Annotated in this window: 22 protein-coding genes and 1 pseudogene; 9 read left to right on the top strand and 14 right to left on the bottom strand. The window is 47.5% G+C overall.

Annotated elements, in window-relative coordinates; all coding sequences use genetic code 11:
- Positions 1 to 17: 17 nt before the first annotated feature.
- From VP504_RS02700 to VP504_RS02690, 3 genes are all read right to left on the bottom strand, one after another.
- Positions 18 to 479, bottom strand: coding sequence for an OmpA family protein (locus VP504_RS02700; RefSeq protein WP_325892825.1), 462 nt, complete (start codon positions 477 to 479; stop codon positions 18 to 20).
- Positions 421 to 1,035: an outer membrane beta-barrel protein gene (locus VP504_RS02695; RefSeq protein WP_325892824.1), complete on the bottom strand. Its 615-nt coding sequence runs from the start codon at positions 1,033 to 1,035 to the stop codon at positions 421 to 423. The genes VP504_RS02700 and VP504_RS02695 overlap by 59 nt, the downstream gene beginning before the upstream one ends.
- 298 nt (positions 1,036 to 1,333) lie before the next feature.
- Positions 1,334 to 2,023 (bottom strand): DUF2786 domain-containing protein, encoded by a 690-nt coding sequence (locus VP504_RS02690; RefSeq protein WP_325892823.1) that lies wholly within the window; start codon positions 2,021 to 2,023, stop codon positions 1,334 to 1,336.
- 212 nt (positions 2,024 to 2,235) lie between these two features.
- Between VP504_RS02690 and VP504_RS02685 the strand changes: the two genes are divergently transcribed.
- Positions 2,236 to 3,147 (top strand): DMT family transporter, encoded by a 912-nt coding sequence (locus VP504_RS02685; protein ID WP_325892822.1) that lies wholly within the window; start codon positions 2,236 to 2,238, stop codon positions 3,145 to 3,147.
- Position 3,148: 1 nt separating this feature from the next.
- Here the strand turns inward: VP504_RS02685 and VP504_RS02680 are convergent, their stop codons facing one another.
- The 6 genes from VP504_RS02680 to VP504_RS02655 all read right to left on the bottom strand — a co-directional run bounded on the left by VP504_RS02680 (position 3,149) and on the right by VP504_RS02655 (position 10,355).
- Positions 3,149 to 4,060, bottom strand: coding sequence for a substrate-binding domain-containing protein (locus VP504_RS02680; RefSeq protein WP_325892821.1), 912 nt, complete (start codon positions 4,058 to 4,060; stop codon positions 3,149 to 3,151).
- Between the two features lie 5 nt (positions 4,061 to 4,065).
- Positions 4,066 to 4,854, bottom strand: coding sequence for an ATP-binding cassette domain-containing protein (locus tag VP504_RS02675; protein ID WP_062713386.1), 789 nt, complete (start codon positions 4,852 to 4,854; stop codon positions 4,066 to 4,068).
- Positions 4,851 to 5,891, bottom strand: a complete 1,041-nt coding sequence (locus tag VP504_RS02670) for an ABC transporter permease (RefSeq protein WP_325892820.1) — start codon at positions 5,889 to 5,891, stop codon at positions 4,851 to 4,853. Before VP504_RS02670 ends, VP504_RS02675 begins: the two co-directional genes overlap by 4 nt.
- Positions 5,892 to 5,980: 89 nt before the next feature.
- Positions 5,981 to 7,003, bottom strand: a complete 1,023-nt coding sequence (locus VP504_RS02665) for a sugar ABC transporter substrate-binding protein (RefSeq protein WP_325892819.1) — start codon at positions 7,001 to 7,003, stop codon at positions 5,981 to 5,983.
- 104 nt (positions 7,004 to 7,107) lie between these two features.
- Positions 7,108 to 9,606: a PAS-domain containing protein gene (locus VP504_RS02660; RefSeq protein WP_325892818.1), complete on the bottom strand. Its 2,499-nt coding sequence runs from the start codon at positions 9,604 to 9,606 to the stop codon at positions 7,108 to 7,110.
- 5 nt (positions 9,607 to 9,611) lie between these two features.
- Complete coding sequence (locus VP504_RS02655) at positions 9,612 to 10,355, bottom strand: response regulator (RefSeq protein WP_325892817.1); 744 nt, start codon at positions 10,353 to 10,355, stop codon at positions 9,612 to 9,614.
- Between the two features lie 171 nt (positions 10,356 to 10,526).
- Here VP504_RS02655 and VP504_RS02650 point away from each other — a divergent pair, with 171 nt between their 5' ends.
- Positions 10,527 to 12,884, top strand: coding sequence for a DNA polymerase II (locus tag VP504_RS02650; protein ID WP_325893969.1), 2,358 nt, complete (start codon positions 10,527 to 10,529; stop codon positions 12,882 to 12,884).
- Positions 12,885 to 12,963: 79 nt separating this feature from the next.
- On the opposite strand, the gene VP504_RS02645 is transcribed toward VP504_RS02650, so the two are convergent.
- Positions 12,964 to 13,275: a hypothetical protein gene (locus VP504_RS02645; RefSeq protein WP_325892816.1), complete on the bottom strand. Its 312-nt coding sequence runs from the start codon at positions 13,273 to 13,275 to the stop codon at positions 12,964 to 12,966.
- 278 nt (positions 13,276 to 13,553) lie between these two features.
- Between VP504_RS02645 and VP504_RS02640 the strand changes: the two genes are divergently transcribed.
- Positions 13,554 to 13,820 carry a DUF1289 domain-containing protein gene (locus tag VP504_RS02640; RefSeq protein WP_325892815.1) on the top strand — a complete coding sequence of 89 codons (267 nt, stop codon included), beginning with the start codon at positions 13,554 to 13,556 and terminating at the stop codon, positions 13,818 to 13,820.
- Between the two features lie 72 nt (positions 13,821 to 13,892).
- On the opposite strand, the gene rplY is transcribed toward VP504_RS02640, so the two are convergent.
- The 3 genes from rplY to VP504_RS02625 all read right to left on the bottom strand — a co-directional run bounded on the left by rplY (position 13,893) and on the right by VP504_RS02625 (position 16,676).
- The gene (gene rplY, locus VP504_RS02635; protein WP_325892813.1) at positions 13,893 to 14,171 is read right to left on the bottom strand and encodes a 50S ribosomal protein L25; all 279 of its coding nucleotides are present in this window, start codon (positions 14,169 to 14,171) and stop codon (positions 13,893 to 13,895) included.
- A gap of 202 nt (positions 14,172 to 14,373) precedes the next feature.
- Positions 14,374 to 16,149 (bottom strand): DEAD/DEAH box helicase, encoded by a 1,776-nt coding sequence (locus VP504_RS02630; RefSeq protein WP_325892812.1) that lies wholly within the window; start codon positions 16,147 to 16,149, stop codon positions 14,374 to 14,376.
- A gap of 59 nt (positions 16,150 to 16,208) precedes the next feature.
- The gene (locus VP504_RS02625) at positions 16,209 to 16,676 is read right to left on the bottom strand and encodes a GNAT family N-acetyltransferase (protein ID WP_325892811.1); all 468 of its coding nucleotides are present in this window, start codon (positions 16,674 to 16,676) and stop codon (positions 16,209 to 16,211) included.
- Positions 16,677 to 16,945: 269 nt separating this feature from the next.
- Here VP504_RS02625 and rsuA point away from each other — a divergent pair, with 269 nt between their 5' ends.
- From rsuA to VP504_RS02610, 3 genes are all read left to right on the top strand, one after another.
- Positions 16,946 to 17,650 carry a 16S rRNA pseudouridine(516) synthase RsuA gene (rsuA, locus tag VP504_RS02620; RefSeq protein WP_062713406.1) on the top strand — a complete coding sequence of 235 codons (705 nt, stop codon included), beginning with the start codon at positions 16,946 to 16,948 and terminating at the stop codon, positions 17,648 to 17,650.
- Positions 17,651 to 17,906: 256 nt separating this feature from the next.
- Positions 17,907 to 19,106: a Bcr/CflA family multidrug efflux MFS transporter gene (locus tag VP504_RS02615; RefSeq protein WP_325892810.1), complete on the top strand. Its 1,200-nt coding sequence runs from the start codon at positions 17,907 to 17,909 to the stop codon at positions 19,104 to 19,106.
- 4 nt (positions 19,107 to 19,110) lie between these two features.
- A complete protein-coding gene (locus VP504_RS02610) occupies positions 19,111 to 19,767 on the top strand; it encodes a DUF2913 family protein (protein WP_325892809.1) in 657 nt (218 codons plus the stop codon).
- 14 nt (positions 19,768 to 19,781) lie between these two features.
- On the opposite strand, the pseudogene VP504_RS02605 reads toward VP504_RS02610, so the two are convergent.
- A pseudogene (locus VP504_RS02605) lies at positions 19,782 to 21,249 on the bottom strand (DUF2867 domain-containing protein).
- A gap of 393 nt (positions 21,250 to 21,642) precedes the next feature.
- Here VP504_RS02605 and VP504_RS02600 point away from each other — a divergent pair.
- Genes VP504_RS02600 through VP504_RS02590 form a run of 3 tightly spaced genes read left to right on the top strand, consistent with a single transcriptional unit; the run spans position 21,643 to position 25,869 of the window.
- Complete coding sequence (locus VP504_RS02600; RefSeq protein WP_062713414.1) at positions 21,643 to 22,314, top strand: ABC transporter ATP-binding protein; 672 nt, start codon at positions 21,643 to 21,645, stop codon at positions 22,312 to 22,314.
- Complete coding sequence (locus VP504_RS02595; RefSeq protein ID WP_325892808.1) at positions 22,295 to 24,754, top strand: ABC transporter permease; 2,460 nt, start codon at positions 22,295 to 22,297, stop codon at positions 24,752 to 24,754. The genes VP504_RS02600 and VP504_RS02595 overlap by 20 nt, the downstream gene beginning before the upstream one ends.
- The gene (locus tag VP504_RS02590; protein WP_325892807.1) at positions 24,754 to 25,869 is read left to right on the top strand and encodes a lipocalin-like domain-containing protein; all 1,116 of its coding nucleotides are present in this window, start codon (positions 24,754 to 24,756) and stop codon (positions 25,867 to 25,869) included. Before VP504_RS02595 ends, VP504_RS02590 begins: the two co-directional genes overlap by 1 nt.
- Positions 25,870 to 25,926 lie beyond the last annotated feature (57 nt).

Genomic DNA, 25,926 nt, shown 5'->3' with positions numbered 1-25,926 from the left:
TGACCCCGGTTATTTGATTACTCTTCGTAAACAAACTCTGGAGATTCGATTTCAACGCGGCGGTTTTTCGCACGACCTTCAGCTGTGTCGTTTGAGGCAACTGGGTTAGATTCCCCTTCGCCAACAACGCTTAGACGGTCTGCACTGATGCCGTTTGAAGTGAAGTAGTTTGCAACAGTTCGTGCGCGCTCTTCGGACAGTTTTTGGTTGAATACTTCAGAACCTACACTGTCAGTATGACCAATGATGATTGCAGTCGCTTCTTCAAAATCCTGCAGACGCTTAAGCATTGGATCCAATTGCTGTGAAGCGCCAGGAGAGAGTTCAGATTTACCAAAGGCAAACAGTTCAACTTCATCTGCTTCAGAGAATACGTACCTCTTAGATTCTTCAACAACAGTTTCTACGACAACGACTTCTTCAACTACGACTGGCTCTGGCTCTGGCTGGCTGCGGTTCTGGCTCTTTGTGACGGCCAAAGTGAAAAGTCACACCAGCGGTAATTAAATGGTTGTCAGCATCGAAATAGCCTTTGTCCATGTCTGGAATGTATTGATATTCCAAACGAACATTAACCAAGTCATTAGCACGGTGGTCAACACCCAAAGCAGCAAGAATTGAGTAATCGTCTTGATCACCTGTACCTACTTTGCTGTTCCAGTTCCACCATGCAAGTCCGAGCTTACCGTAGATATCAGTAAGGTCTGTAACGCCTACATTGAATTTCGGTGCTAGCGTTAATGCGGTCAGGTCACCGGCACCAGGGTTTACGCCATTGAATGCGGTATCGAAACGACCAAGATAGTCATAAGTTGATTCAATGGAAAAGTTATTACCGAAGTCGTAGCCAAGAATCAGGCCTCCGGCAACTTCGTCGTTTCCGAGACTACCACAGTTGCCTGCTTGGCACGCGTCCGTCAACGTAGACACACCGAAACGACCACCAAGATAAAAGTTTGAATCATCTTGGGCGAATACATTTGCCACTGGACTTAATGCCACAATGAGTCCAAGGCTTGTCACTGCTTTTTTCATTTTGCTTTCTCCATTCCTTCTAGAGAGGGTTTGGAAGGTAGACTATGGTATCTCTCTTTGAGTCACCATCCTTGAGTTTGCTTTTGCAAATCTTTTCAATCACCAACTGAACTGATGATTTAATAAGCTAGGCTAGGGCTTGGCACTCTGCAACACAATAGCGATAGGATAAATTCAGGCTTTTTTAATACAACAGTGTTCAAAAAGGAGTGGTTTTTCGGTGTGTCTATTGAAAGTCAGTAAGTTGCAAAATTATCAGTTGCTGGTATAGGCTGCGGTCTCAATAGTAAAAAAGCGCCTAAGTTAGGCGCTTCACTTGTCGTGCTCCAGAAACTGGTCGACTGACGGAAACCTGTTTTCCCTTCTTCATTCCCTTCTCGTAATCATCAGTGATGTTCTTCATGGCCTCTTTGAGTTGCTGCTTGAAAGTCTCGCGATCGATGTTTTCAAACTGTTTATCGATATAGTCTTTGATTTTCTTGTCAGCATCACTATCTGGGGCGATATTTGGCAGCTTAGCTAACGCACCTTCAAGCCATCCCATGGTGAAAGACTGTACGCGACGGTTTAGTTCTACCTGAGAGGTGCCTGAACCCTGAAAACTGTTTCTGAACTGCCCGATGTGCTCGTTCATTTCTCTGTAGACGATATCGAAGGCAAAAGCGGCAAAGATAGCGCGATCCGCATCGCCGATAAACTCCGCTTTTTTAAGGCCTTTATAATTGGTCAGTACGCATTCCACGCCAAAGCGTGTGTTGATGCCGCGGATGATTTTGAGGATCGCGTCGCTGATTGAAGACGGAAGCAGCGTTTCTGAGGTGGTTTTACCCATACTGATGAAGTCGATGTCGTCTTGATCAAGCCCGTACTTTTTCATCAACCGCTGTGCCATTTTAATGGCTTGTGCTGCTTCGTTGATGTTTGAGGAGTTGCTGAGCTCTAGACACTTAGCAATTTTTTTGAGGGCTTTGCGTTTCGCTTCGGACATTCACTTCACCACTGAAAAAACGGGAGCGGTATTTTACCGCTTTCGCGCCGTTTTACCAAACGCTGTTGCATCACGTTCACTTATCAATCAGTTAAGCAGAAACCAAAAAGTTCAAAATGATTGAGAAAAATAATCAGTTTTTCTCAAAGTTGTGAAAGTCGATTTAGACTAGGGCGGTCAGATTAGCAAGTGATAATTTAAGGATGGTGAAGATGGTTCATATGGCGAGGCTTACGCTAAAAAATCTGACGATGGCTTTGGTCGCGATGACCTTCTTTTCCGCCAATTCGTTGCTGTGCCGAATGGCGATAGCTGAAAGCGATATTGACCCAGCTTCATTTACCTCAATTCGATTAATATCTGGCGCATTAGTGCTTTATGTCCTCTCGTGCATTTTCCATTCTAAAAATAGTGATGCCAGGAAATGTTCGTTAGTTCAGCAGCCTATAGAGCATTGGCTTGCCGCTGCCATGCTGTTTCTTTATGCGGCAACATTCTCCTTCGCTTACATGTATTTGGAAACAGGAACTGGTGCGCTCATTCTGTTTGCCTTCGTTCAGTTGACCATGTTCGCTTATAGCCATCACAAAGAAGGTGGAGCGAGTGGATTAGAGTATATCGGAGCACTGATTGCGGTCGCAGGCCTTGGCTACATGGTTTCGCCTGGAATGAATGCGCCAGACGTTTGGGGTGCGGGATTGATGGCGATTTCAGGCGCGGCTTGGGGGATCTACAGTGTACTAGGTAAGGAAACGAAGGTGCCGCAGCTTCCTGCCAATTGTATTAACTTCCGCTTGAGTATTTTCTTTGTTGTACCATTTTTCCTACTTAACATCCCGATGAATACTGTGTCTTCGGAAGGAATTTGGTTAGCAATACTCTCCGGGGCTGTGGCCTCGGCAATTGGTTATGCTATTTGGTATGGCGTTGTTCAGCAGTTTAAAGCCACGCAAGCAGGAGTGATGCAGTTATCTGTCCCTATCATTGCAGCGATTGCGGGGTATCTGCTGTTAAATGAAAGTATCTCATTGAGAATGGTGATTTCAGCCGTAGTTATTTTGTTTGGCATTACTGTGACATTTTTAGGTAAAGAGAGTAAACAGTCCCCATTAGCAAGGGACTGAATTACCATTCTTTGAATGTGTTTGCATTTTCAGGGGTCATTAGGCGGGTGGGTATAAGCACATCTTGTTTCTCTATTTGGCCGTTTTGCAGCCAACGCTCTGCAATCTTTACTGCTTCGCGGGTCATCGTCTCTGGTGATTGAATAGCTGAACCAATCCAGTTTGGTCTCTGGTCTATAAATGCAGATTTAGCATCAGGACTGCCATCTACTGAAATAATGACCGCTTTTGATTTGGCTTGAAGTAAAGCACTTTCAGCACCAAGGGCTGTGCGATCATTAATGGCGAAAATACCATCGATATCATCATAGAGCTGCATTGCGTAAGCCATTTTTTCAAGACCGCCTTCAACGCTGCCAGTGCCATTTAACGAATCACCGAGAAACGTTAGCATAGGGTATTGTGTCAGTGCTTCTTTGCATCCCTCAACGCGCTCTATCACAGCCGAGACTTGCGGGCCATTGATAATCAGGACATTCCCTTTACCCCCCAGCACCTTTGCTAAACCATGGCAAGCAACTTGCCCCGCACGAAGGTTGTCGGTTGTCACTGTCGCTGTCGCACCATCAGCACGCACATCTATAGCGAAAACGGGGATACCGTGGCGAAAAAGACGTTTTACATAAGGGCCAATTTTGTGCTCGTTTGAGGCAACAAGAAAAACGACATCTACTTCTTCAGCCATAAATTCGTTGAGTTGACGTACCTGTCTTGGATGGTCATAAGCGCTGGATCGGACGAGGACAACGCTGTCTTCACCAAAGCGCTCTTGAACTTCTTCCATAATGGTACGAACGACGGTAACGAAGTAGGGGTTAGTAAGATCAGTGACACTCACTCCCGCTTTGATAGCCGCCGCAACGGGCGGCTGTATCAAAGCCAAAAGCATGAATGTGAGCACAAGTCTGTACACTTAGATTAAGCCTCGGACGTTTGTCCCGGCTCCATCGCGCCGGTCATTATTGCTACTGCGTCATTCATAGTGTGGGTCTGCGGCGTAATGATGTCCACCCGCTTACCCAATCGATGAATGTGTACCCGATCGGCGATTTCAAAAACGTGAGGCATGTTATGGCTTATGAGCACTACCGGGAGCCCACGATTCTTAACTTCCAGGATGAGATCCAACACGCGACGGGATTCCTTAACACCCAATGCGGCAGTCGGCTCATCCATAATCACCACTTTGGAACCGAATAGCGCAGAACGCGCCACAGCAACCCCTTGACGTTGCCCTCCTGAAAGAGTCTCCACCGCTTGGGTGATGTCCTGAATCGTCATCAAGCCGAGCTCGGTAAGTTTCTCTTTGGCTTTATCACGCATCGCTTTTTTGTCCAGCATACGGAACCATTTACCTCGCCAGTCGGAGTGACGAATTTCGCGGCCCAGAAAGAGGTTGTCAGCGATATTTAGGGCTGGTGAAACAGCTAGATTTTGGTAGACCGTTTCAATTCCCGCTTCACGCGCCTGCATTGGGTTGGAGAACTTTACGGACTTTCCATCAAGAGCAATTTCTCCAGCATCGGGAATCAGCGCACCGGAAAGTGCTTTTATCAGGCTGGATTTGCCTGCCCCGTTGTCGCCGATCACCGCGAGGATCTCACCGGGCATCAATTCAAAATCTGCGTCATCTAAAGCCGTGACACGGCCATAGCGTTTGACGAGTCCTTTAGCCTGAAGCACTGGTTTTGGGTTTTCAATGCTCACGCTGCCACCCTCCTGATCCACTGGTCGATACTGACTGCCACGATAATTAATATGCCGACTGTGAATTCTTGCCACAGCACATCAACGCCGAGCAGTGCCAGTCCATTTCTAAACACGCCAACAATCAGCGCCCCAATCAAGGTGCCAAAAATTGAGCCGCGGCCTCCAAAAAGACTGGTTCCTCCAATCACCACTGCTGTAATCGAATCCAGGTTTGCGGTAAAGCCTGCCTGCGGACTCACTGAGCCTATTCGTCCTATCAATACCCAAGCCGCCAACCCACAAACGACGCCGGCAAGTATGTAGACGGACAGCAGTATTTTGCGCGTCCGGATACCTGCAAGCCTTGCTGCATCGGGGTCATCGCCAGTCGCGTAAACATGACGTCCCCAAGCTGTCCAGTTCAGCGCATACCAAATAATCAAAAACAGGAGGAGCATGAAGATAGAACTGTAAGCAATGCGGGCGCCAAAGAACTCGATCGTGTTTCCGAGCCATTGCAGCAACGGCGCCTGCTGGTCAATTACCTGAGAGCGAATGGTTTGACTATTGGAGTACCAAAGGTTGAGGGCAAAGAAAATATTCCAGGTACCGAGAGTTGCGATAAAGGGCGGTAGCTTAATTCTTGAGACTAAAAGCCCGTTGATTAATCCACATATGGCTCCGACAGAAAGCCCTGCCAACAGAGCGACGGGTGCAGAGAAGCCATAATCGATGGCGGATCTTCCCATCACAACAGAGGTAAGCACCATGATGGCTCCAACAGACAAATCAATGCCTGCAGTCAGAATAATCAGTGTTTGTGCGATTCCAATGACACCAATGATGGTGACCTGTTGGAGTACCAATGAAAGGTTGAAGGGGTGAAAAAAGCGATCCCCAATCAAGGTCGAGAATACGACGACAGCAATAATCAGAACGAGTAGAGGCGCTGCTGTCGGATGGTTATGCAAATAGAGTTGAATACGTTGCGCAACACTAAAACCTTGATGGAGTTGTTCTCCAAGCGCTCGGTTTTGTTCAGATGGAGATGACATCTATAGCTCCTGAGTACGTCCGTGTTCAGACAGGAAATGTCCACGACAAAAAAGCGGAGAGAGGAATAATCCCTCTCCGCAAAGCTGGGTTATCCCCAGCACTTTGATTTTCCTTCCTTGGATGTGGTAGACGACACGCCTTTAACTGGCTCATCGGTAATAAGCTCGACGCCGGTATCAAAGAAAGACTTACCTGGCGTTGCACCCGGTTTAACGCCTGATTTCGCGTATTCAACGACGGCTTCAACACCCAGCGATGCCATTTTCAAAGGGAACTGCATGGATGTAGCACCAATCACACCGGCACCAACGTTATCTACTCCCGGGCAACCTCCGTCCACCGAAACGATAATAACGTCGTCCTCTCGGCCTACGGCTTTAAGTGCTTCATACGCGCCAGCAGCAGCGGGCTCGTTGATGGTGTAAACGAGGTTAACGCTAGGATCTTTCTGGAGCAGATTCTCCATTGCGCGGCGGCCGCCTTCCTCTGAGCCCTGAGTCACGTCATTGCCAACAATGCGCGAATCATCTTCGTCACGGTTGATGTTCGGGTTTTTGGTGTCGATACCAAAACCAGTCAGGAAGCCCTGGTTACGAGCAACATCCACCGTGATATTCGCGGTGCTAAGATCCAGAAGTGCGATGCGGGCATCTTTTGCGTTGCCACCCAACTTTGCTTTTGTCCACTGTCCAATCATTTCGCCAGCTTTAAAGTTGTCGGTTGCAAAGGTAGCGTCGGCGACGTTAGCAGGGGAGAATGGGGTATCAAGGGCGATAACCAGTACGCCTGCATCACGGGCACGTTTCACAACAGGGGCCAGTGCCTGTGGATCGCTTGGGGTAATGAGAATGCCTGTCGCGCCAGCAGCGACTAGGTTTTCAATCGCTTGAACTTGTGAATCTGTGTCGCCATCAAATCGGCCAGCGAAAGAACTTACTTTGGCGCCTAAGGCGTTCGCTTTGGCTTCGGCACCTTCCTTCATTTTGACGAAAAATGGATTGGTATTGGTTTTTGTAATCAGACCAATCAGCACTTCTTCTGCAGAAGCCTGTGCCAATGGCAAGGCAGCAAACATAGCGGCAATAGCGGTTTTGCGTAACAGCGTTTTCATAGCAGATCTCCTTGTGTCTTTGTCTTTTCAAACACACTGCCAAATGAAAACGAATGGATGGTTTCAATCGGGAAGTTTAGCTGTTAATAATTGAAATAAAGCGCTTAAGAATTTGAGTTTATTGAATTTAGTGTTAACTGGAGTTGACGGTAACTTATTGGTTTTGTGATCAAAGGCCAGTATGGCTCATAGCCAAATTGCTCGGAGAGTTGGTTTTGAGGGAGCCCAGACATCAACACGATGTTGAGTTCAGGGTACAGATTCAAAGCTTCTTTTCGAAGCCAAATTCCGGTTTCCTTGCTGCCCAGATTAATGTCAGTAAGTACAACGTCGAAGCGGGTGTTTTTAAGTGCTAGCAAGGCATCTTTGGCCGAGTTGACGGCAATGACATTTAAACCGTCGTTCTCCAATAGTATCTTGATGGGCTCAGCAACGTCCCCGTCATCATCTACCAGCAAGATTGTCTGATTGCTCATGCTTAAGATGGTTTCAGCTATGGGTTCCGAATGATGCTCTACATGTTTGTGCTTGGTAAGAGGCAGCATCATGCTGATTTGTGTTCCTATCCCCAATTGAGAGCTGATTGAAACGTCTCCGTGAGATTGCTCTACAAAGCCATAAACCATACTCAAACCAAGGCCGCTGCCTTGGCCTTTTTCTTTGGTGGTGAAAAAGGGCTCCATGACTTTGTTCATCGCTTCGGCCGCAATGCCATTGCCAGTATCAGACACCTCCAGCAATACCGCTTCTTGATTAGCCTCAATCATATAGCAGGCGCGGGTGGATATAGTGACGGTACCACCGTCCGGCATCGCGGTATTCGCATTGAGAAGCATATTAATCAATGCGTTTTCTAATCCACTCTTATCAACGTAAGTCCAGCTTTCCTGTTCGGAAAGATCGAGCGCCAGCCGGCTTGTCCCATCCAATGTGTAATCAAGGAGATCGGTAAGCTCCCACAAAGTTTGCTCCAGGTTCACAGGTTCAGGGTGAAGCGGTTGCTGACGACTGAAGGCAAGCAGCCTATCAACCAATTGGGCGCCTTTCTCGGTGACGGAAAGTGCGCGATTAAGATAGGTTCGATGACTACCCTCAAGTGATGCATTCATATCCAATAACTCAAGATTTCCTCTTTGTGCCGAGAGAAGGTTATTGAAATCATGGGCGATGCCTCCTGTCAGTTGCCCCAGCGTTTCCATTTTCTGTGCCTGGCGCAGCTTAAGATCAATCTGGCGGCTTTCAGTCAAGTCGCGGTAGAGCGTGATAAAGCCGCCAGAAGGAATTGGCTGACTCCGGTACTCGACGATACGGCCATCCTTAAACTGGCGCTCGAAGACTTGAGGCTCCTGATGACGCTGGGCAATGCTCTCTTTCTCATCCAGAGACTCGCTTTCACTGTGCAGCATCGAAGGCGTTATCAAAGCCTGAACATCTTCAATGTGCATGCCCTCGTGCAGTTTCTGGGCGTCAATCCCCAGTAGGGCGATATATTTACGGTTCCACACCAACAGGCGGTTGTCTTTGTCGAAGGCACTCAACCCATCCTGCATATCGTGGAACAGGGTTTCCAGCAGAAGCTTCTGGCGCGACAAGTCTCCCGTGACACGCGCTTTTTCTATGGCGTTGTGCTGGAATGCTTTAAAAGCGCTAGCGAGTTGGCCGATTTCATCTTGTCGCGGAATACTGATTGGCTCATGTTCGGTGTTACCACTGGCGAGGCTAATCATTTCATCTGTCACGCTTTGAAGGTCTTTCGCCATGCGGTCATTGAAACGATAGAGATAGAAAACCCCCACTGCGAGCGAGAGCAGTATGAAAGCCATGAGAAGAGCCACTTGATTGATGGCTTTTCTGGCGAGCAGTTGCTGCTGGTTGATTTCGCTTTGGTGAGTTTGAACGATTTCCGATACGTAATTCGCCATCCGTTCTGATTGAGCACGAATAGAAGCGAGCAAGAACGCATTCTCTGAGCGTAAAGCACCGATTTGGTTGTTACTGCGGGTCAAGGTTGCCAACACGGGTAAAACCTTTCGTGATAAAGACGAATTATCTGGGTTGTCTTTTTTAATGCTATTAGTGACTTGGGTTATCCATCCTGACTGAATTCGGGTAGGGTCTTTGCGGAAAGCATCGACAAACCCTTTTCCGAATGCATAACTCTCGAGTTCGTCCAACGAAAATTGTTGTGCCATTAAGTCTTCACGAATAAACAATTCGCTTTCCACATTTGCCATCAACTTAGTGAGTGTTCTTTCCACTTCTTCGTATCTTTTCCCCAACTCAACGGCGTAATCCGGATCGGTTAACTTTGCGGCGTTTTTCCTTAGCGTCTGCGCTCTGGCATAGAGTTGAGCCTTTTCATTTTGAACCTGAAACGGAAGGGCAGAAGAGGCTGTGTATGGGGCCATTGCTGCAATTTGGGCGACACCTTCGGAGAGATTTAATGCTGTCTGCGTATCTGCCAATGTGGTTTCTGTCACGCGATCGAGCAAAAACTGATTCTGCCATAAGGTGAACAGGGAAAAGCCTGCCATCAATGTGGTGAGAAGCAATAATACTGACAATGTCAGCATTAAGTGAGGGCGAATACTCTGGCTGCGCATGACTGTCAGCTTGGTGCAGGGGAAGTGATTTGAACCACGGAGCAATCGAATCTATATCCCAGGCCACGCTCCGTTTTTATCAGTGATGGTATACGGGGGTTGGGTTCTATTTTCCTTCTCAGCCTGACAACCAACACGTCAATCGTCCTGTCCATGGAGTCACTGTCGTAGCCATGTGTTTTCTCCATCAATTGTTCGCGTGTAAGAACAAGATGTGGAGAGAAGATAAATGCCTCGAGAAGGGAAAATTCACCATAAGTGAGGTCGGCTTGGTGCCCTTTGGTGTGAATGAGTTGTCGTCGGGAAAGGTTGAGCGTCCAATCAGAAAATTGATAGAGAGTTTCGTCACTCACGACAGGATTGGATTCAATCGCCTGGGATTTTTTGCTACGCCTTAGCAGTGCATTAATTCTGGCGGTAAACTCGCGCAGGTTAAAGGGCTTCATCATGTAATCATCAGCGGCAACTTCAAGTCCAATAATCAGATCGGTGGCATCCCCTTTGCCGGTGAGCATCATAATGGGAACATCGCTGCTTTCCCTGAGTTGACGCGCTAACTGGAGACCATCTTCGTTGTTTAGACGAAGGTCGATCACAGCTAAGTCGATATTGGCAGTAGCTCTTAGCTGACTTCCATTACTTGCTTTCGTGACGTTGTAACCTACCTGAACCAATGCATCAGCTAGGACATCTCTCACTTCCTGTTCGTCATCGACTATGACGATGTGTGAGACCTGACTGCTCATCATACTTCCTCCATTGACTTAGGAACTATAACAACAGGCTACTGAATTGAATGGAGGAATTCTGAGAATGAATGGTACTCGTGGGTAAAATACTGTTCGTACGTACAGATAAAATCAACGATGGACGATAAGGTGGGGTATACTGCACCTGAGATTGCTACTTCTGAGGCTAACTTGCAGTATCAAGACGGTTTTTTAATCAGTCGACACAGCCGTGATATCGGCGAACAGACTGAACTGACATTCTGGGTTCAGACCGATAATGGACCTGCAAAACTGATTGTTACGGGCGAAAAACCGGTGTTTTTTGTCGCCTCTGTTCATGTGAATCAGATTCAAACCATTTTGAATACGGCGGGCATCGCCTTCACCTGCCGAGAACTGCCTTTGAAAGACTTTGCTCTCCAAACGGTATCTGGTTTTTACTTCAACACGATTAACGCCGCCAATCGAGCAAGCCGTCTTCTTCAGATGGAAGAGATTGATACACTTGAGTCGGATGTCCGTTTACCTGACCGCTATCTAATGGAACGGTTTATTTGCGGTGGCTTAACCTTCGCTGGTAAGGCAACCGAACGCAGAGGCTTTACGGAATATCGTGAGGCCAAAGCGAAAGCGTCGGACTATTCCACTTCACTTTCTCGCGTGTCTCTCGATATCGAATGCTCAGAGAAGGGCGTCCTCTATTCCATAGGCCTTGATAGCGAGCGTGACAGCCGTGTCATCATGATTGGCGATAAGCCAGCCAATGCTGATGAGTATCCATGGATTCAGTGGGTGACGTCAGAATATGACTTGCTGAAATCCCTCAATGATTGGTTTGCTACCTTTGATCCTGATGTGGTCGTGGGATGGAGTGTGATTGATTTTGACTTCAGACTTCTGGTCAAACGCGCTGCATTCCACAAGCTAGATTTACGATTAGGGCGCGGTGGCGAAAAGGCGCATTGGCGAGATTCGTCAAACAGCCGACAGGGGTTTATCACCTTGCCAGGGCGTGTTGTGATTGATGGGATTGATGCGCTGAAAACGGCGACATACAGCTTTCGTTCATGGTCGCTTGAATCGGTATCCCGTGAAATGTTTGGCGAAGGCAAAGCGATTGATAATCCTTACGATCGCATGGACTCTATCAACCGGATGTTCCGTGAAGACAAACCTGCTCTTGCCAAATACAACCTGCAGGACTGTGTGTTGGTTAACCGCATTTTTGAACAAACCCACTTGCTGGAATTTCTTATCCAGCGTAGTCGTTTAACGGGTATTGAACTGGATCGTATTGGTGGTTCAGTGGCGGCTTTCACCAATCTTTATATGCCAAGGTTGCATCGTGCTGGTTATATCGCGCCAACGCTGGCCAGTGAAAACTGGATTGCCAGCCCAGGCGGTTATGTGATGGACAGTAAGCCCGGCTTGTATGATTCCGTGCTGGTGTTGGATTTTAAATCCCTCTATCCCTCGATAATCCGTACCTTCCTCATCGATCCTTTAGGTTTGATTGAAGGGCTTCAAGAGCAGGAAACCAGTGTTCCAGGTTTCCGCGGTGGCGTGTTTCACCGAGAAAAACATTTCCTGCCGTCACTGATCGAAAACCTTTGGAAAGCCCGTGATGAAGCCAAACTGAAAGGCGAAAAGGCCTTCTCACAGGCGATTAAGATCATCATGAACTCTTTTTACGGCGTATTAGGTTCATCGGGCTGCCGCTTCTTTGATCATCGATTGGCCTCGTCAATCACCATGCGTGGTCATGAAATTATGAAGACCACCCGTGAGCTGATTGAAGCAAAAGGGTATGAAGTCATTTATGGCGATACTGACTCGACCTTTGTTTCGCTGGGAAGGCTCTATTCAAACGAAGAAGCGGATAAAGTGGGTCAAGCGCTGGTGGAGCATATCAATGCGTGGTGGATTAACCACCTAACCGAAAACTATGAAATTACCTCGGCGCTTGAGATTGAATACGAAACTCATTACCAGAAGTTCCTGATGCCCACGATTCGCGGACAGGATACCGGCAGTAAAAAGCGCTATGCGGGTTTGGTCAATAAAGATGGTGAGCGACGTATTGTCTATAAAGGATTGGAAACGGTTCGGACAGACTGGACACCCTTGGCGCAGGTATTCCAACAAACCTTGTATCAGAAGGTTTTCGATGGGGAAGAGGTGGAAGAGTACGTGCGTAATACGGTGGAAGACACGTTACGCGGTAACAATGATGCGCAACTTATCTATCGTAAACGACTACGCCGTAAGCTTTCTGACTACGAGAAGAATGTGCCGCCGCATGTGAAAGCAGCACGCAAAGCCGATGAGGCGAATAAGAAGCTAGGGCGTAACCTTCAGTATCAGCACGGCGGTTGGATTGAGTATGTGATCACCGTTAATGGTGCCGAGCCATTAGAAGCGTTGGACAGTCCTTATGACTATCAACATTACGTCGACAAGCAATTGAAGCCGATTGCAGACGGTATATTGCCCTTTATTGGTAAGAACTTTGATGATTTGGCAATGCCACAGTTGGGATTGTTCTAGGGTCTGTTATTCTTCAACGAAATAAAAACAAAGAGCCGGACAATAAATGCCCGGCTCTTTGTTTTCAAAATACTTTGTACTAGAAGAAATCGACGCTTGAAACGTAAGTGCGAGAGGCGAGAACCGGGTCAAAGCAGACTGCACCACGGTTTGGTGTGCACACTTTATAGACATCACCACAATCAAAAATCGCGAGAATAACTTCATCGTCAGTGCCAAAGCAGGCGGGTAGTTTATCGCCAACTTTAGCCATCACTTCCTGGCCTTCATGTTCCCACGTCAGGCTTTCAATGCGTGAATCGTTTACTGGGGCATCAACATGTTTAGCAATGGCTAGGTAAATAGATTCTGCGTGATCTTGGGACTCAGCGGACGGGACGAAAAACGACATAACTCCTCCTAAATAACAATCATCCTTGCACCTTTTTCTTTTATTCTTTCACAGTTGGAGCTCTGTACTGCAAAAAGGCGATAACCCAAAAGGTTATGTGGTCAACTTAACAAATTTAAACTACTAAACGCAATGGAATTTTATTCCGCTAGTAGAAATCACCTAAGCGGAAATGATTGGGTGTAACGTTAATATCAGCGTGTTACAGAAGGAAATTTGCTTTTCGAGTGAAAACTCGCTTGAATGAAAACACAGACACAAACGATATCGGAGGGTGTATGGAACAACTCGATTTCTTTACCGTGCCTAGCCCTTGCATTGGTGTGTGTCAGGTGAATAACAAAGGCTATTGCAAAGGTTGCTTTCGAAGTAGGGAAGAGCGTTTTCACTGGAATGATTTTACCGGTGAGCAAAGACGCAATGTGATTCGACTTTGTAAGCAGCGTTACGTGCGCGTGATGCGGGCTAAGTTGGCGAAGGAGACAGAAGGGCAGGTAGAAGAAACCAGTCCACAACAGTCTTTGTTTAGTGATGAAGACGACTGATTCGCCGATGACAAATTCCAGACACAAAAAAGCGCCCCGAAAGGCGCTTTTTCAATTCAAGCTCAAATGCAATTAGATGCGGATGAAATCCATATGCATAACTTTTGGCTTGAATGGGTGACGTTGGATGTCCTGAGGCTTAACGTTAACTTCAGCACCGTCGATAACCAGAGTAATCGCTTCGTAGAACTCAGGCTTGTCCATTTGAGTGATCACTTTTTTGTGGTCCAGAGCGATTGATACAGGAGCTGCTTCGCCACCGTAAACTACTGCTGGGAATTGATCAGCGTGACGCAGGCGGCGGCTCGCACCTTTACCCTGCTCAGTACGTACTACTGCTTCGAATTTCATAATAAATACTCTTAAATAGAGAGTTGAAAATAAGTACCCAGATTTGCGACCAAACTAAGTACCAAGTAAATCGAGCGCGGATACTAACATTGAGACTGGGTAATAACAAGCGTTACCAGTGATTTAATGCGTGAATGCTGAGTACTTGTGCGCATTGTGTTTTTAATCATCAGGTTTGAGGTGGGTTGCGATGTTTTTCCGCTCAAGCCACGTTGGTCAACATGGTGCTGACCTCTTGCTGTGAGGCGAACTGATTCAGGTCGAAGATTTTATCTCTAATCGCCCAAAAACGCCCATTCTTTCTCGCCACAATAAAGTCGGGAAACCTCAGCCTGTGCTCTGCACGTGCGACTTTAGAAGGCGCCGTGTCGGTAAAAGGTCTGTGTCGGTCAACCAAATGTGGATTGATAAATTTAGCGAGAAATTCATCCTTTTGGCGTTTGGTCGAAAGGGGCCAGACTTCATGAATTTCCGCGCCATCCTGCCCGACATAGGTGACTTTTAACTGCGGTTTGTCGAATTTGTTTTTCCCTGCTGTTAATCGCATGTCAACGCAGGCCATGATCATGGCATCTTTGAGCTTTAAGGCGTCTCTCAGCTTTTTGTCAGGGTCGACCAAAGCGTGATCACATTGGTGGCAGCGCCTTGCGGCTATATCGTTGTCTGCGCCGCACTCGCTGCAAAACTTGGCGCGGAAGCGGTAGCCACAGATTTCACGTTCGCCATCATCGTCTTCAAAGAAGCCCTGACAACGACGGCCATAGTGTTCAATGAGAAAACCATTGTTATCCAACTTGCCCCAGAAATTGTTGTTAAAGCCACAGGCAGGGCAGGGAACAGTAACGATTTCGCTATCGCTATCCGGCTTAGGATCGCCAATTTCAGGTTGATATAGGTCATAGACATTGCCTGCATAATCCAGAATCAAACAGTCAGTCTTACCGGGAGAGAGGCGTAACCCCCGTCCTGCGATTTGTTGATACAGGCTGACGGATTCTGTCGGACGCAAGATGGCGATGAGATCGACATGTGGTGCATCAAAGCCGGTTGTCAGCACTGATACGTTGACCAGATACTTAATTTCCCGTTTTTTGAAGCGCTGGATGATACTGTCACGCTCATCTTGCGCTGTATCACCAATGACGAGTGCCGATTCGTTCTCAGGCAGCAGGGTAAGAATTTCCTGAGCGTGTTTTACCGTGGCGGCAAAGATCATCACGCCATGCCGTTCTTTGGCGTAATCCAGAACCTGATTAATGATTTGAGGTGTTGCTCTTGGCGCGTTTTCTATCACACGGTCCAAATCCGCTTCTTTATAAAATCCTGTTGGTGACGCTTTGAGTGATGAAAAGTCGTAACTCAACACTGGCGCATCAAGGATCTTCGCTTCGGTAAGAAAGCCTTCATCTAATAAAAATCGGATGGGTAACTCGAAGATGCAATCCCGGAAAAACCTGGGTTTTTCGCTGCGAACGCGGCCAGCGGTGTGATATTGATAAATCCAGCCCATACCGAGTCGATAAGGCGTCGCTGTTAGACCCAACACCTTAATGCCAGGGTTAACGGTTTGAAGGTGAGAAATGACTTTACGGTAGCTGCTTTCTTCGTTGTCAGGAACGCGGTGGCATTCATCAATAACCAATAAAGAAAACTGGTCTCTGAAAGCATCAAGGTTTCGCACCACGGATTGGACCGAAGCAAATACAACTTTGTCGTTGCTTTCTTTTCTGCCGAGTCCGGCCGAAAAAATCCCGCCTTTCAGCCCATACCCTTCATACTTTTCGTGGTTTTGTTCAACAAGCTCTTTCACATGGGCAAGCACCAAAACTCGACCACGTGCCAGCTTTGCCAGCTCTGCGATAACCAGACTTTTTCCTGCACCGGTAGGCAACACCGCAACGGCTGGGGTGTTGTTGTTTCTAAAGTAGTGGACGACGGCTTTGACCGCGTCAGCCTGATAAGGACGAAGGGTATACATGGAATCAAAAAGGCACCCAATTCAAGGCTGCCCAGTGTATCTGTCGCGTCAAGTAAAGGCTAGCGCGCTAAACGCTTGGTCATGATGCAATGTTGGCGGCGAGCCATATAGTCAAACTGCTCGTAAAACTCTCTGGCACCACTGTTACCGATATTCACTTCAAGAATCACGGCATGGCAGTCTTTTTCGCGGGCATGCGCCTCGATATTCGGCAGAACATGTGAACCGACACCCTGACGACGCCAATCCTGCTGCAGGAATATCTGATCGATCACTGCTATCCGCCCACCAAGTTCAATACTGAAGCTGTAACAGAGGACGATAAATCCGATCACTTCCTGTTCGTTTTCCTGCTCAACGCTGATGAGGAAAACGTCGCCATGGTCGGGGTGTCCGATGAGAAAACTGAATGCGGAAGTCACATGTTCGACATCAAAAGTCAGTGCTTCGTGGTCGTGCATAAACTTTGAAAGTTCAAGTAGACGTGGCATTGACTCTACGGAAGGCGACTGCAGCGTTATTTTCATAAATGCTTCCCTGATCAATAAGTTAGTCGATGGAAGATTATAATCATATTTTCGAAGTCAAGAGTTTAGACTGTGGCATTTTTGTTAAGTTCGGCATCTCTTAGTTATAGACATTGAATCCGAGAGTGCAATTTCAACAGTTAGGAATGAGACCAGATATAGGGTTGTGTCCTTTACTGATAAAACACTTAGCTCACCACTTTAAACACTGCCTACAAAGAAAGTTTAAGTATATAATCCGCGCCCTAAGAATTATGCGGTGAGAAGCAATGATCAGGCTAGACAAATTCCTGTGTGAAACAGTAGGCGTTACGCGCAAAAAAGCGGCGAAAGTCCTGAAAGAAGAACGTGTTACGGTTGACGGTGAAGTGATTAAAAACGGTGCCCTCAAAATAGCCGAAGACGCGGATGTAGAATTCGATGGTATGTCGCTGAGCCTGTCGGGTCCTCGTTACTACATGATGAACAAGCCGGAAGGTTATGTTTGTTCTCATGATGATCCTTACAACCCGACCGTCTTTATCCTGCTTGATGAAATCGGTGCTGAGAAATTGCACATTGCTGGTCGTTTGGATTGCGATACCACTGGCCTTTTGCTGCTGACCGATGATGGCCAATGGTCACACCGTGTGACGTCACCAAAACATAAATGCGATAAAACCTATCGTGTATGGTTGGATGATGTAGTTGCATATGGTGTTGCTGAGACCTTTGCTAAAGGTATTCAACTCCGCGGCGAGAAGTCAGAAACATTACCAGCACAAATGGAACTGGTTGATGAAAAAGAAGTGCTTTTGACCATTCACGAAGGTAAATACCATCAGGTGAAACGTATGTTTGCTGCTGTAGGTAACAAGGTGGTTGGTCTGCACCGCGAATCAATCGGTGAATTGGTTCTGGATGAAGAGCTTCAACCTGGCGAGTACCGTGAACTGACAGAAAATGAGGTTGAGCTGTTCTTACCCAAGCAGTAACAGCGCGATTTAATTCGAGCGCTGCAAAGACTTCTTTGTAGCGTCTATTGATCTGAATAAAAAAATGCTAATTCAGTTAATTAAGGTGTAATCGACTGCATCTAGATAGAAAGTCATCATTTCCTCCCTGGAATGAATCTTGATGTTATTATGTGATCTATACCCGATATCTATTGCTAGAGTGGGTATCAGCTAGTCTTTGTATCAATCAGGGCAAGCCACTTTTTCTCCACCTCCTCTTTTTACCAAGGCATACATGACGACGAATGCAGTAAACCAACAGCAGCAACAGCTGACCTTTCTTCTGATCCTTGTGCTGGGCGCTATTGCCGCGCTCACGCCCTTAGCTATTGATATGTACCTGCCAGCTATGCCTGAAATTGCGCGAGACTTATCTGTTACACCAGGGCAGGTGCAGCAGACGCTGGCGGCATACACAGCAGGCTTTGCTGTTGGTCAGTTGATTCACGGCCCCATTTCGGACAGCTATGGTCGACGTCCGGTGTTGATCGCAGGTGTTGCTTTGTTTTTGGTAGGCGCAGTTGTCAGCGCGTTGGCGGCTGACATTGAAACGTTGACTTACGTTCGCACAGCCCAAGGTTTTTGTGGCGCGGCAGCAGCGGTGGTTATCCAAGCATTGGTACGTGACATGTTCGATCGTGAAGAATTCGCACGCACCATGTCGTTTATTACTCTGGTGATGACAGTAGCACCGTTGGCAGCGCCAATGATTGGTGGTTATCTGGCAGTTTGGTTTGGCTGGCGATCTATATTCTGGTTGTTGGCTGGCTTCGCCGCTTTGGTTATCGTCTTGGTGATTTCTTTGATTCCAGAAACCTTACCCATGGAGGGAAGGCCGCCACTTCGAATCGGTTCAACGCTCCGTAATTACATGAAAATTCTCCGCTCAAGGAAATCGGTGGGCTATATCTTCGCTTCAGGCTTTTCTTTTGCAGGAATGTTCTCATTCCTGACAGCTGGTGCCTTTGTGTACATCGACTACTATGGCGTAAGCACACAGAACTTCGGATATCTGTTCGGTTTAAATGTCGTCTGCCTAATAGTGATGACCTCTTTTAACGGGAAGTTCGTGCGTAGAATTGGCAGCGAAAAAATGCTCCAGATCGGTCTGATAATTCAGCTTTTGGCGGGGATTGCACTGATTGCGGGTCAAGTTTTTGAATGGGGTTTATGGGGCACAGTGATCCCAGTAATGTTTTCTGTTGGCACCATTTCTATTGTCGGCAGTAACGCCATGGCATGTGTGTTGAGTGCCTATCCTGAGCTTGCTGGCACTGCCTCTTCTCTGGCAGGCACATTGCGATTTGGTACGGGTACCCTGGTTGGTGGTACAGTCGCGGTCATTCACGTGAACTCTGCTTGGCCGATGGCCGGTGCTATGGCAGCATGTGCGTTTTTATCCGCCCTGTTTTACTGGGGCTTAGCGAAAAAATAAGAAAATGAGCTACATCGAAGACATTAAATCCGTGGTGGATTCCGCTCTTGCTGAACTTGAAGAAGCAAAAGCTAGCGGCAAATTACAAAGCAACCCGGTGAGTGAAGAGTCTTTCCTTTGCCGTTGGGTAGCGCAGGCAGTAAAAAAACAGCGCTTTGGACATTCAGTTTCGAAAGAGATGACGGCCTGGGTACAGCAGGGTCGTAGTATGGGCAAACACGCCAATATTAAAGGCCAGATGCAACATATCGCGAGCGTCTATCATTACCATTTCCCGCAAGGTGATGAGAGCGGTGCGATTACTAGAGGCCAGTTTGACGCTTTGGTAGTGGCGCTTGAAGAGGCTGATTGGATGGTCCATACCGAATACGAGATCAATCGTAAGGTTCGAGTGATTTCTGATGGCCAGCATTCTTTTGCGGTGTGCAGCGTGGCATTGGGTAAAAGCTTCAACGAAGAGGGCGAATTGGTTAAACCTTTGAGCCTTTATATGCGCGGTCCTGAGCCTTGGTTTATTGAAATCGTCCGTGAACATGGCATGCTGATGACCAAAGTGACGGACTACAAATCTATCGTCAAATACCACGGCGAATACCAGATCTGGCCTCGTAATCAAGCAGATAAGCTGGTGGTATTACCGGACAGCCTCAACCTTGATTAAACAAGGTTTGAAGGTTAAATGTGGCGTGAAGGAACGGTTTTCTTCGCACCACTTTTTTTCGCCAACGCGAAAGCCATGCCTTTAAACAGAAACAAATGGGCTGGCATCATCGCAAACCAATAAAGCAATCCGCAGAAGCCTGCAGGATGCCACCAGGCTCTGATATCCAGTAACCGTTTTTCTCCTAAATCCTTCACCCACCGTAAATTCCAGACGGCCTAATCCCGGCGTTTTCATCCCGAACAGCAGAGAAAGGTGTTTATCAGGAACGCACTGAATCACTTTCCAGCTATCGACATAGTCGCCTGTGTGAAGTGATTGTCTTTGAGGTCGGCGTTTTTGCCATGCATTTCCGCCGATGGCAGCGTCCATAAAAGCCCGGATTCGCCAGAGCCAGTTACCAAAGAAGTAACCCTTGTTGCCGCCCACTTTTTGAATGCTCGTCCATAGTGCTTTCACAGTGGCATCCGTTTCTACTGAAAAACCAGCGTTTTTGGGGTAGTAACCGTAATTGCGGTGCCATCGTGCAATGGCGTCAGAGTCGAATCCCCACATGTCACATTTTACAACGTCGCTTTCATTACTGAGCGCTGATTCAACGGCCTGTTCAAATCCGAGTTGCGGCTCAGGAATGAGGGTGTGTATGTCTCTATCGGTAGGAAACAAGTCATAACGCAGTCCATCAATTAATGCACTGGCAATCGGTTTGGGGACTGTCGTGACAAGTGTTAACCATTTTGAGGAGAGCTTGGGGGTGAGCATCGGTATTTTGATGATGAAGATGCGTTTGTTGATGATGCTGGCAAAGCGGCGCATTTGGTCTTCATAAATGATGATCTCGGGACCGCTGGCATCAAAAATCTGTGAACCCTCAAGTGGGGTGTCAATCAGTTTTGTGAGATAGCCAAGTATAGTATCCAAAGCAATAGGGCTCGAGTTTGAGCGTACCCAGACAGGAGCAGGAATAACCGGGAGGTGGGAAACGATGTCTCGCATTACCTCAAAAGCCGCTGAGCCACTGCCAATAATTATACCTGCACGGAGCTCTACGACCTGCTTACCGCAATCTCGTAGGATATTCCCGGTCACTTTTCTAGCTGTCAAATGGGTGGAAGTCACCTTTTTAGGCTGCGTAGCGCCGAGATAGATAACGCGGGAGACCTCACTGTTGGCGACCTGGTTAGACACATGACGCGTCATGTTGAGCTCATATTGATAGAAATCTGAGCCTGATGCCATGCCATGAACCAGATAAAAAACCTCTAATACACCTTCAAGAAGATCGTAAAGATTACCTTCATCCTTCAAGTCGACTTCGGCAAGCGTTATGTTGGGATGCAAATGCCAACTGTGATGTTTTAGCGTTTCAATTGAGCGACTGGTTGCCACAACCTGATAGCACAATGTTAATAGGTTTGGCACTAAATGACTGCCCACATAGCCCGTTGCGCCGATCACTAGAATCTTTTTGTGGGGCGTCATATTTTGAATCTCATCGCAAACTGCTTCATTTCCATTGAGCGATCTCTGATGGTGGATTGCTCGTATTCTTTGTCATTGTCGAAGATCTTCATCGCATTAAGCTTATTGAGAAATAAGACAATTTAGAGAGCAAAAGCGTGACGGTCCATTGTCAGCTCTGTGTCAAAGAATTAAGGCTATCTGAAAAAGAGCTAAAAAACTGTGATTTACCGTGCCTTTAAAGCTGGATACCTCTGCATGAATTGATGGTTAAATAGGCGATTATCATTAATTGTTAAAATGTGCTGTTGATTCAAACACCTTTCTTGACGCAGAAGATTGCGGTAAATTGCTTCACCTATCACATAATCGCGCGGCCTTTTTCGAAGCTCGTTGGAAAACCTAGGGGAAAAAATGCTAGAGCTGGTTGGACTTTGCAAAGGCTATCTTGATGGAGGTGAATTCCATCCAGTTTTGCAAGGGGCAGAGCTATCCTTGGCTAAGCATGACCAAGTCGCGTTGATGGGGGAAAGTGGCTCGGGAAAAAGTACGCTGCTTAACCTGATTGGCGGCCTGGATAATCCCGATTCCGGTGAAATTATTGTCTCGGGTACGCCTATTCACGAACTGAAAGAACGCGATCGTACGCGTTTTCGCCGCCATAACATTGGTATGGTTTTCCAACAGTTTAACCTTCTCCCCACACTCACCATTGCAGACAATATTCGTTTTTGCCGTCAACTCAAAGGTCTCCACGATGATGATGGCCTGTGGCGACAAATTCTCTCCGCGCTCGATTTAATGCCACTACTAGGTAGATACCCCGAAGAGGTGTCAGGTGGACAGCAGCAACGTGCTGCCATCGCCCGTTCTCTCTACATGGAGCCTAAGATCCTGTTGGCGGACGAACCAACTGGCAGCTTGGATGAACGTAATGCAGATGCGGTAATGCGTCTTCTGACAACACTCACTCAATCGCTCGATTGCGCGCTTTTGGTCGTCACGCACAGTGAAAAAGTCGCGGATTATCTCGGCCAGCGAGTGACGCTACAAGGGGGCGTTCTGAATGTACGTACCCGTAGCTAAAGCGCTATTCGGTCACTACCGCCGGCATCCGTTTCAGGTTCTACTTGTCTGGTTGGGGCTAACACTTGGGGTGGCTTTGTTGGTCGGAGTGATGTCGATCAATCAACACGCGCAAGACAGTTACCAAAAAGGCGCCAGCTTATTTACTAATCCGTTTCCTTACGTGTTGCATCATCGTGAACGAGGAAAACGGATTGATGAACCACTCTATATTTCTATGCGACGTGCAGGTTTCAACCAGTGCGTACCCGTCGATATCTACCGAACCTCAACTCAAGATGGCCATGATATACAGCTAATGGGTGTTGATACCGTCGCTATGTTTGCTTTCAACGTAGCAAACCCAGATTCAGTGGCGGCAGAACAGCCATTGCGAGATGGATTTTCCACTCAGTGGGTCAGTACCGAGTTTGCTAACCACCTTGGATGGGTTGATGGACAAAAAATCCGCCTTGAAGATGGTGAGGAAATTGGCCCAATCAAATTGGTAGAGGGTGGTCAGATTGGCTCTGGCACCCGTATTTTCGGTGACATGTCCGTTATCCGTGGTTTGTCAGACCATGATGGTTTCAAACTGATCTACTGTGGTGCGATGGACAAAGACGAGCGAAGCGCATTGCGCGCTGCTCTCCCGCCCACTATTACATTGTCCAGAACCGAAACAGCACAGCTTGGCCCTTTAACGCGGGCTTTTCATTTAAACCTGTTTGCGATGGGATTGCTCGCTTTTGTTGTGGGTCTGTTTATTTTTTACCAGGCAATTTCACTTTCTATGGCTCAGCGCCAGCCGCTGGTGGGCTTGATGCGTGAATTGGGTGTTGGTAGGAAATCGCTAGCGTGGGTCGTCAGCCTGGAAATGCTAGTTTGGCTCTTTATGGGCTTGGTTGGCGGTAACATAGCTGGACTTGTGCTGGCTCAGAAACTGATGCCAACGGTGGCGACGACGCTCAGTGATCTGTACGGCGCTAATGTGGATCTGACTTTGCATTGGCAGTGGGAGTGGGGCTTCTATAGTTTCCTTTTAGGTGTATGCGGTTTTGCATTGGCATCAGGCTGGCCATTGTACCGACTGCTGACGACTCCTCCTGCACGTCTATCAAAACGTATGTCTCTGGTTCGCTTCTCCGGGCACGAATTTAGCTGGCAAGCTATTGTGGCTTCGTTGTTCATCATTGTTGCCTTGCTGGTTTACAGTGCACCCCAAAGTCAGGCTCAAGGTTTTACACTCATTGCGTTGATCCTCATCAGCGGTGGTTTACTGTTGCCGTTTATGATGTGGAAATGCTTCCTGTTGCTTTCAGACAAAATCAAGGTAGCGAGATTACGGTGGTTCCTTTCGGATGCATCCGCCAGCCTGAGTTACCGTGGTATTGCTGCTATGGCATTTATGATGGCAATAGCCACCAACATTGGCATGGAAACCATGGTGGGGAGCTTTAGGACAACGACGGAAAGCTGGTTACAGCAAAGACTGGCGGCAGATATCTATGTGAAGCCTGAAAAAGCGGTAGCCCAGCAGTTGTCAGACTGGCTCGAGGAGAAAGACGAAGTCAAACGCAGCCTGGTTCAATGGCGACATGAAATTGATACAGCCCAAGGTATTGTTGAAATTCACAGCATTGGCACCAGTGCAGAAGAGCGGGAGGCCTTAGCGATTAAAGTCGCTGCACCGGATTACTGGAGCCGACTCCATCAGGACAAGTCCATGATGTTGAGTGAGTCACTGGCGCTTAAATTTGATGCTCAACCAGGAGACAGCATTGCGCTGCCAGCCCCTTTTGGTGATGGCTGGAAAGTGGCGGGGATCTACTTTGATTATGGCAACCCCTACAGTCAGGTCATCATCTCTAACCGTTCATCGTTAATTCCTTGGATGCAGGATTCAGGGCGCGTTGGGGTAGCTGCACTCTTTAATGATGGGGCGGATGAAAGCGTTCTTGTTGAAGAAATGCGCAATCAATTCAATTTACAGGAAACACAAGTCAGTAATCAAAGGGATATCCTCGCTACAGCGATGCGGATTTTCGACCGCACCTTCCTAGTGACAGATACACTTTGCACCCTGACCTTAATGATCGCAATTTGTGGTTTATTCTTCTCGACGTTGGCGACCGAGTTATCTCGTCAGCGCCAATATGCCTTGTTGCGCTACATGGGGATTTCAGGTAGGGAATTGGCATTTCTCGGTGGCGGGCAGCTAATGCTGATTGGCCTGTTCTCAGCACTTTTTGCCTTGCCATTAGGCCTCATTATTGCGGAAGTATTGATTAACATCGTACTGAAATACTCGTTTGGGTGGACCATGTCTGTGTCGTATTTCCCAACCAGCTATCTGATCACCTTAGGTGGCTCTTTACTGACATTGCTGCTGGCAGGCTGTTGGCCTGTATGGCGCCTGATCAAACGCTCCGCGATCTTGTCTTTGCGGGAGGCGCAGTAATGCGTGAGCAAAAACCGCAATCATTTATGCTGACGGTGATTGGTTGGAGCTTGGCTGTATTATTATGTTTATTGGCCCTTTTTGGCTCTCTGCTTTTAAAAGATGCGCCGCCAGACAGAACCGCTGTCGCTGCATTGGTTGCAGCTAATGCCGATGATTTTTCCAAGGTCATTCCCGGGAGAGACATCCAATTTCCTAAAGATTATGGGTCACACGATGATTTCCGTCAGGAATGGTGGTATGTCACGGGGAATTTACAAGACGAAGCAGGTAACCAATATGGTGTTCAATGGACACTGTTCCGATATGCAATTTCGTCTAAAAATGGGCAGGGCTGGAACAATAACCAGATATTTATGGCTCATGCCGTCCTAACGAGCAAAGATGGCGTTTATGCTTCCGAACGTTTTTCACGTGGTGGAATAGGACAGGCAGGGGTCACCGACAACCCATTCAATGTCTGGCTTGATAACTGGCAATGGCGCGGTACAAACAAACAACCTTTTCCCGCGAAATTGCAAGCTTCAGACAAAGACTTCTCGTTCACCTTGAGCATGTCTCAAACCCTGCCAGAAATCCTTCAGGGCGAAAATGGCTATAGCCGCAAACACGCGGAAAAAGATGTCGCTTCCTATTACTTCAGTGTGCCTGCTGTCTCGCTGGATGGAACGCTGGAATTGGATGGTAAGATTGTTAAAGTTTCCGGGAAGGGATGGGTTGACCGAGAGTGGAGTACCCAAGCCCTGAGTGAAGACCAGTTAGGTTGGGATTGGTTTTCTATTCAACTCGATGATGGTCGCTCTTTGATGCTGGTACAGGTCCGTGGAGAAGAGACACCTCACCGTTTCGGGTCAATCACTGATGCTGCAGGACATTCAATAATCCTGAGCAACAGCGACATTGACATGACTCCTATCGCATTCGCGAAAATGCCGACAGGACGACACCTCCCCATTAAGTGGCAAATCAAATTGCCTTTACACGATATTATGCTGACCACTAAACCCGTCCATGATCAGAATTGGCTTCCTTTTACGTTCCCGTATTGGGAAGGCCCAATACTGGTAAGAGGAACTGCAACCGGTGTCGGATTTATGGAAGCAACCGGATACTAGTTGCCGGTTGCTATTCATCTTGATGCTGTTCAATTTCTGAATCACCCCAGTGATTTG

This window comes from Grimontia sp. NTOU-MAR1 (assembly GCF_035758505.1).
Taxonomy (GTDB): Bacteria; Pseudomonadota; Gammaproteobacteria; order Enterobacterales; family Vibrionaceae; genus Enterovibrio; species Enterovibrio marinus.
Note: the sequence above shows the minus strand (reverse complement) of the source record. Positions and strands in the feature narration are given on the sequence as shown.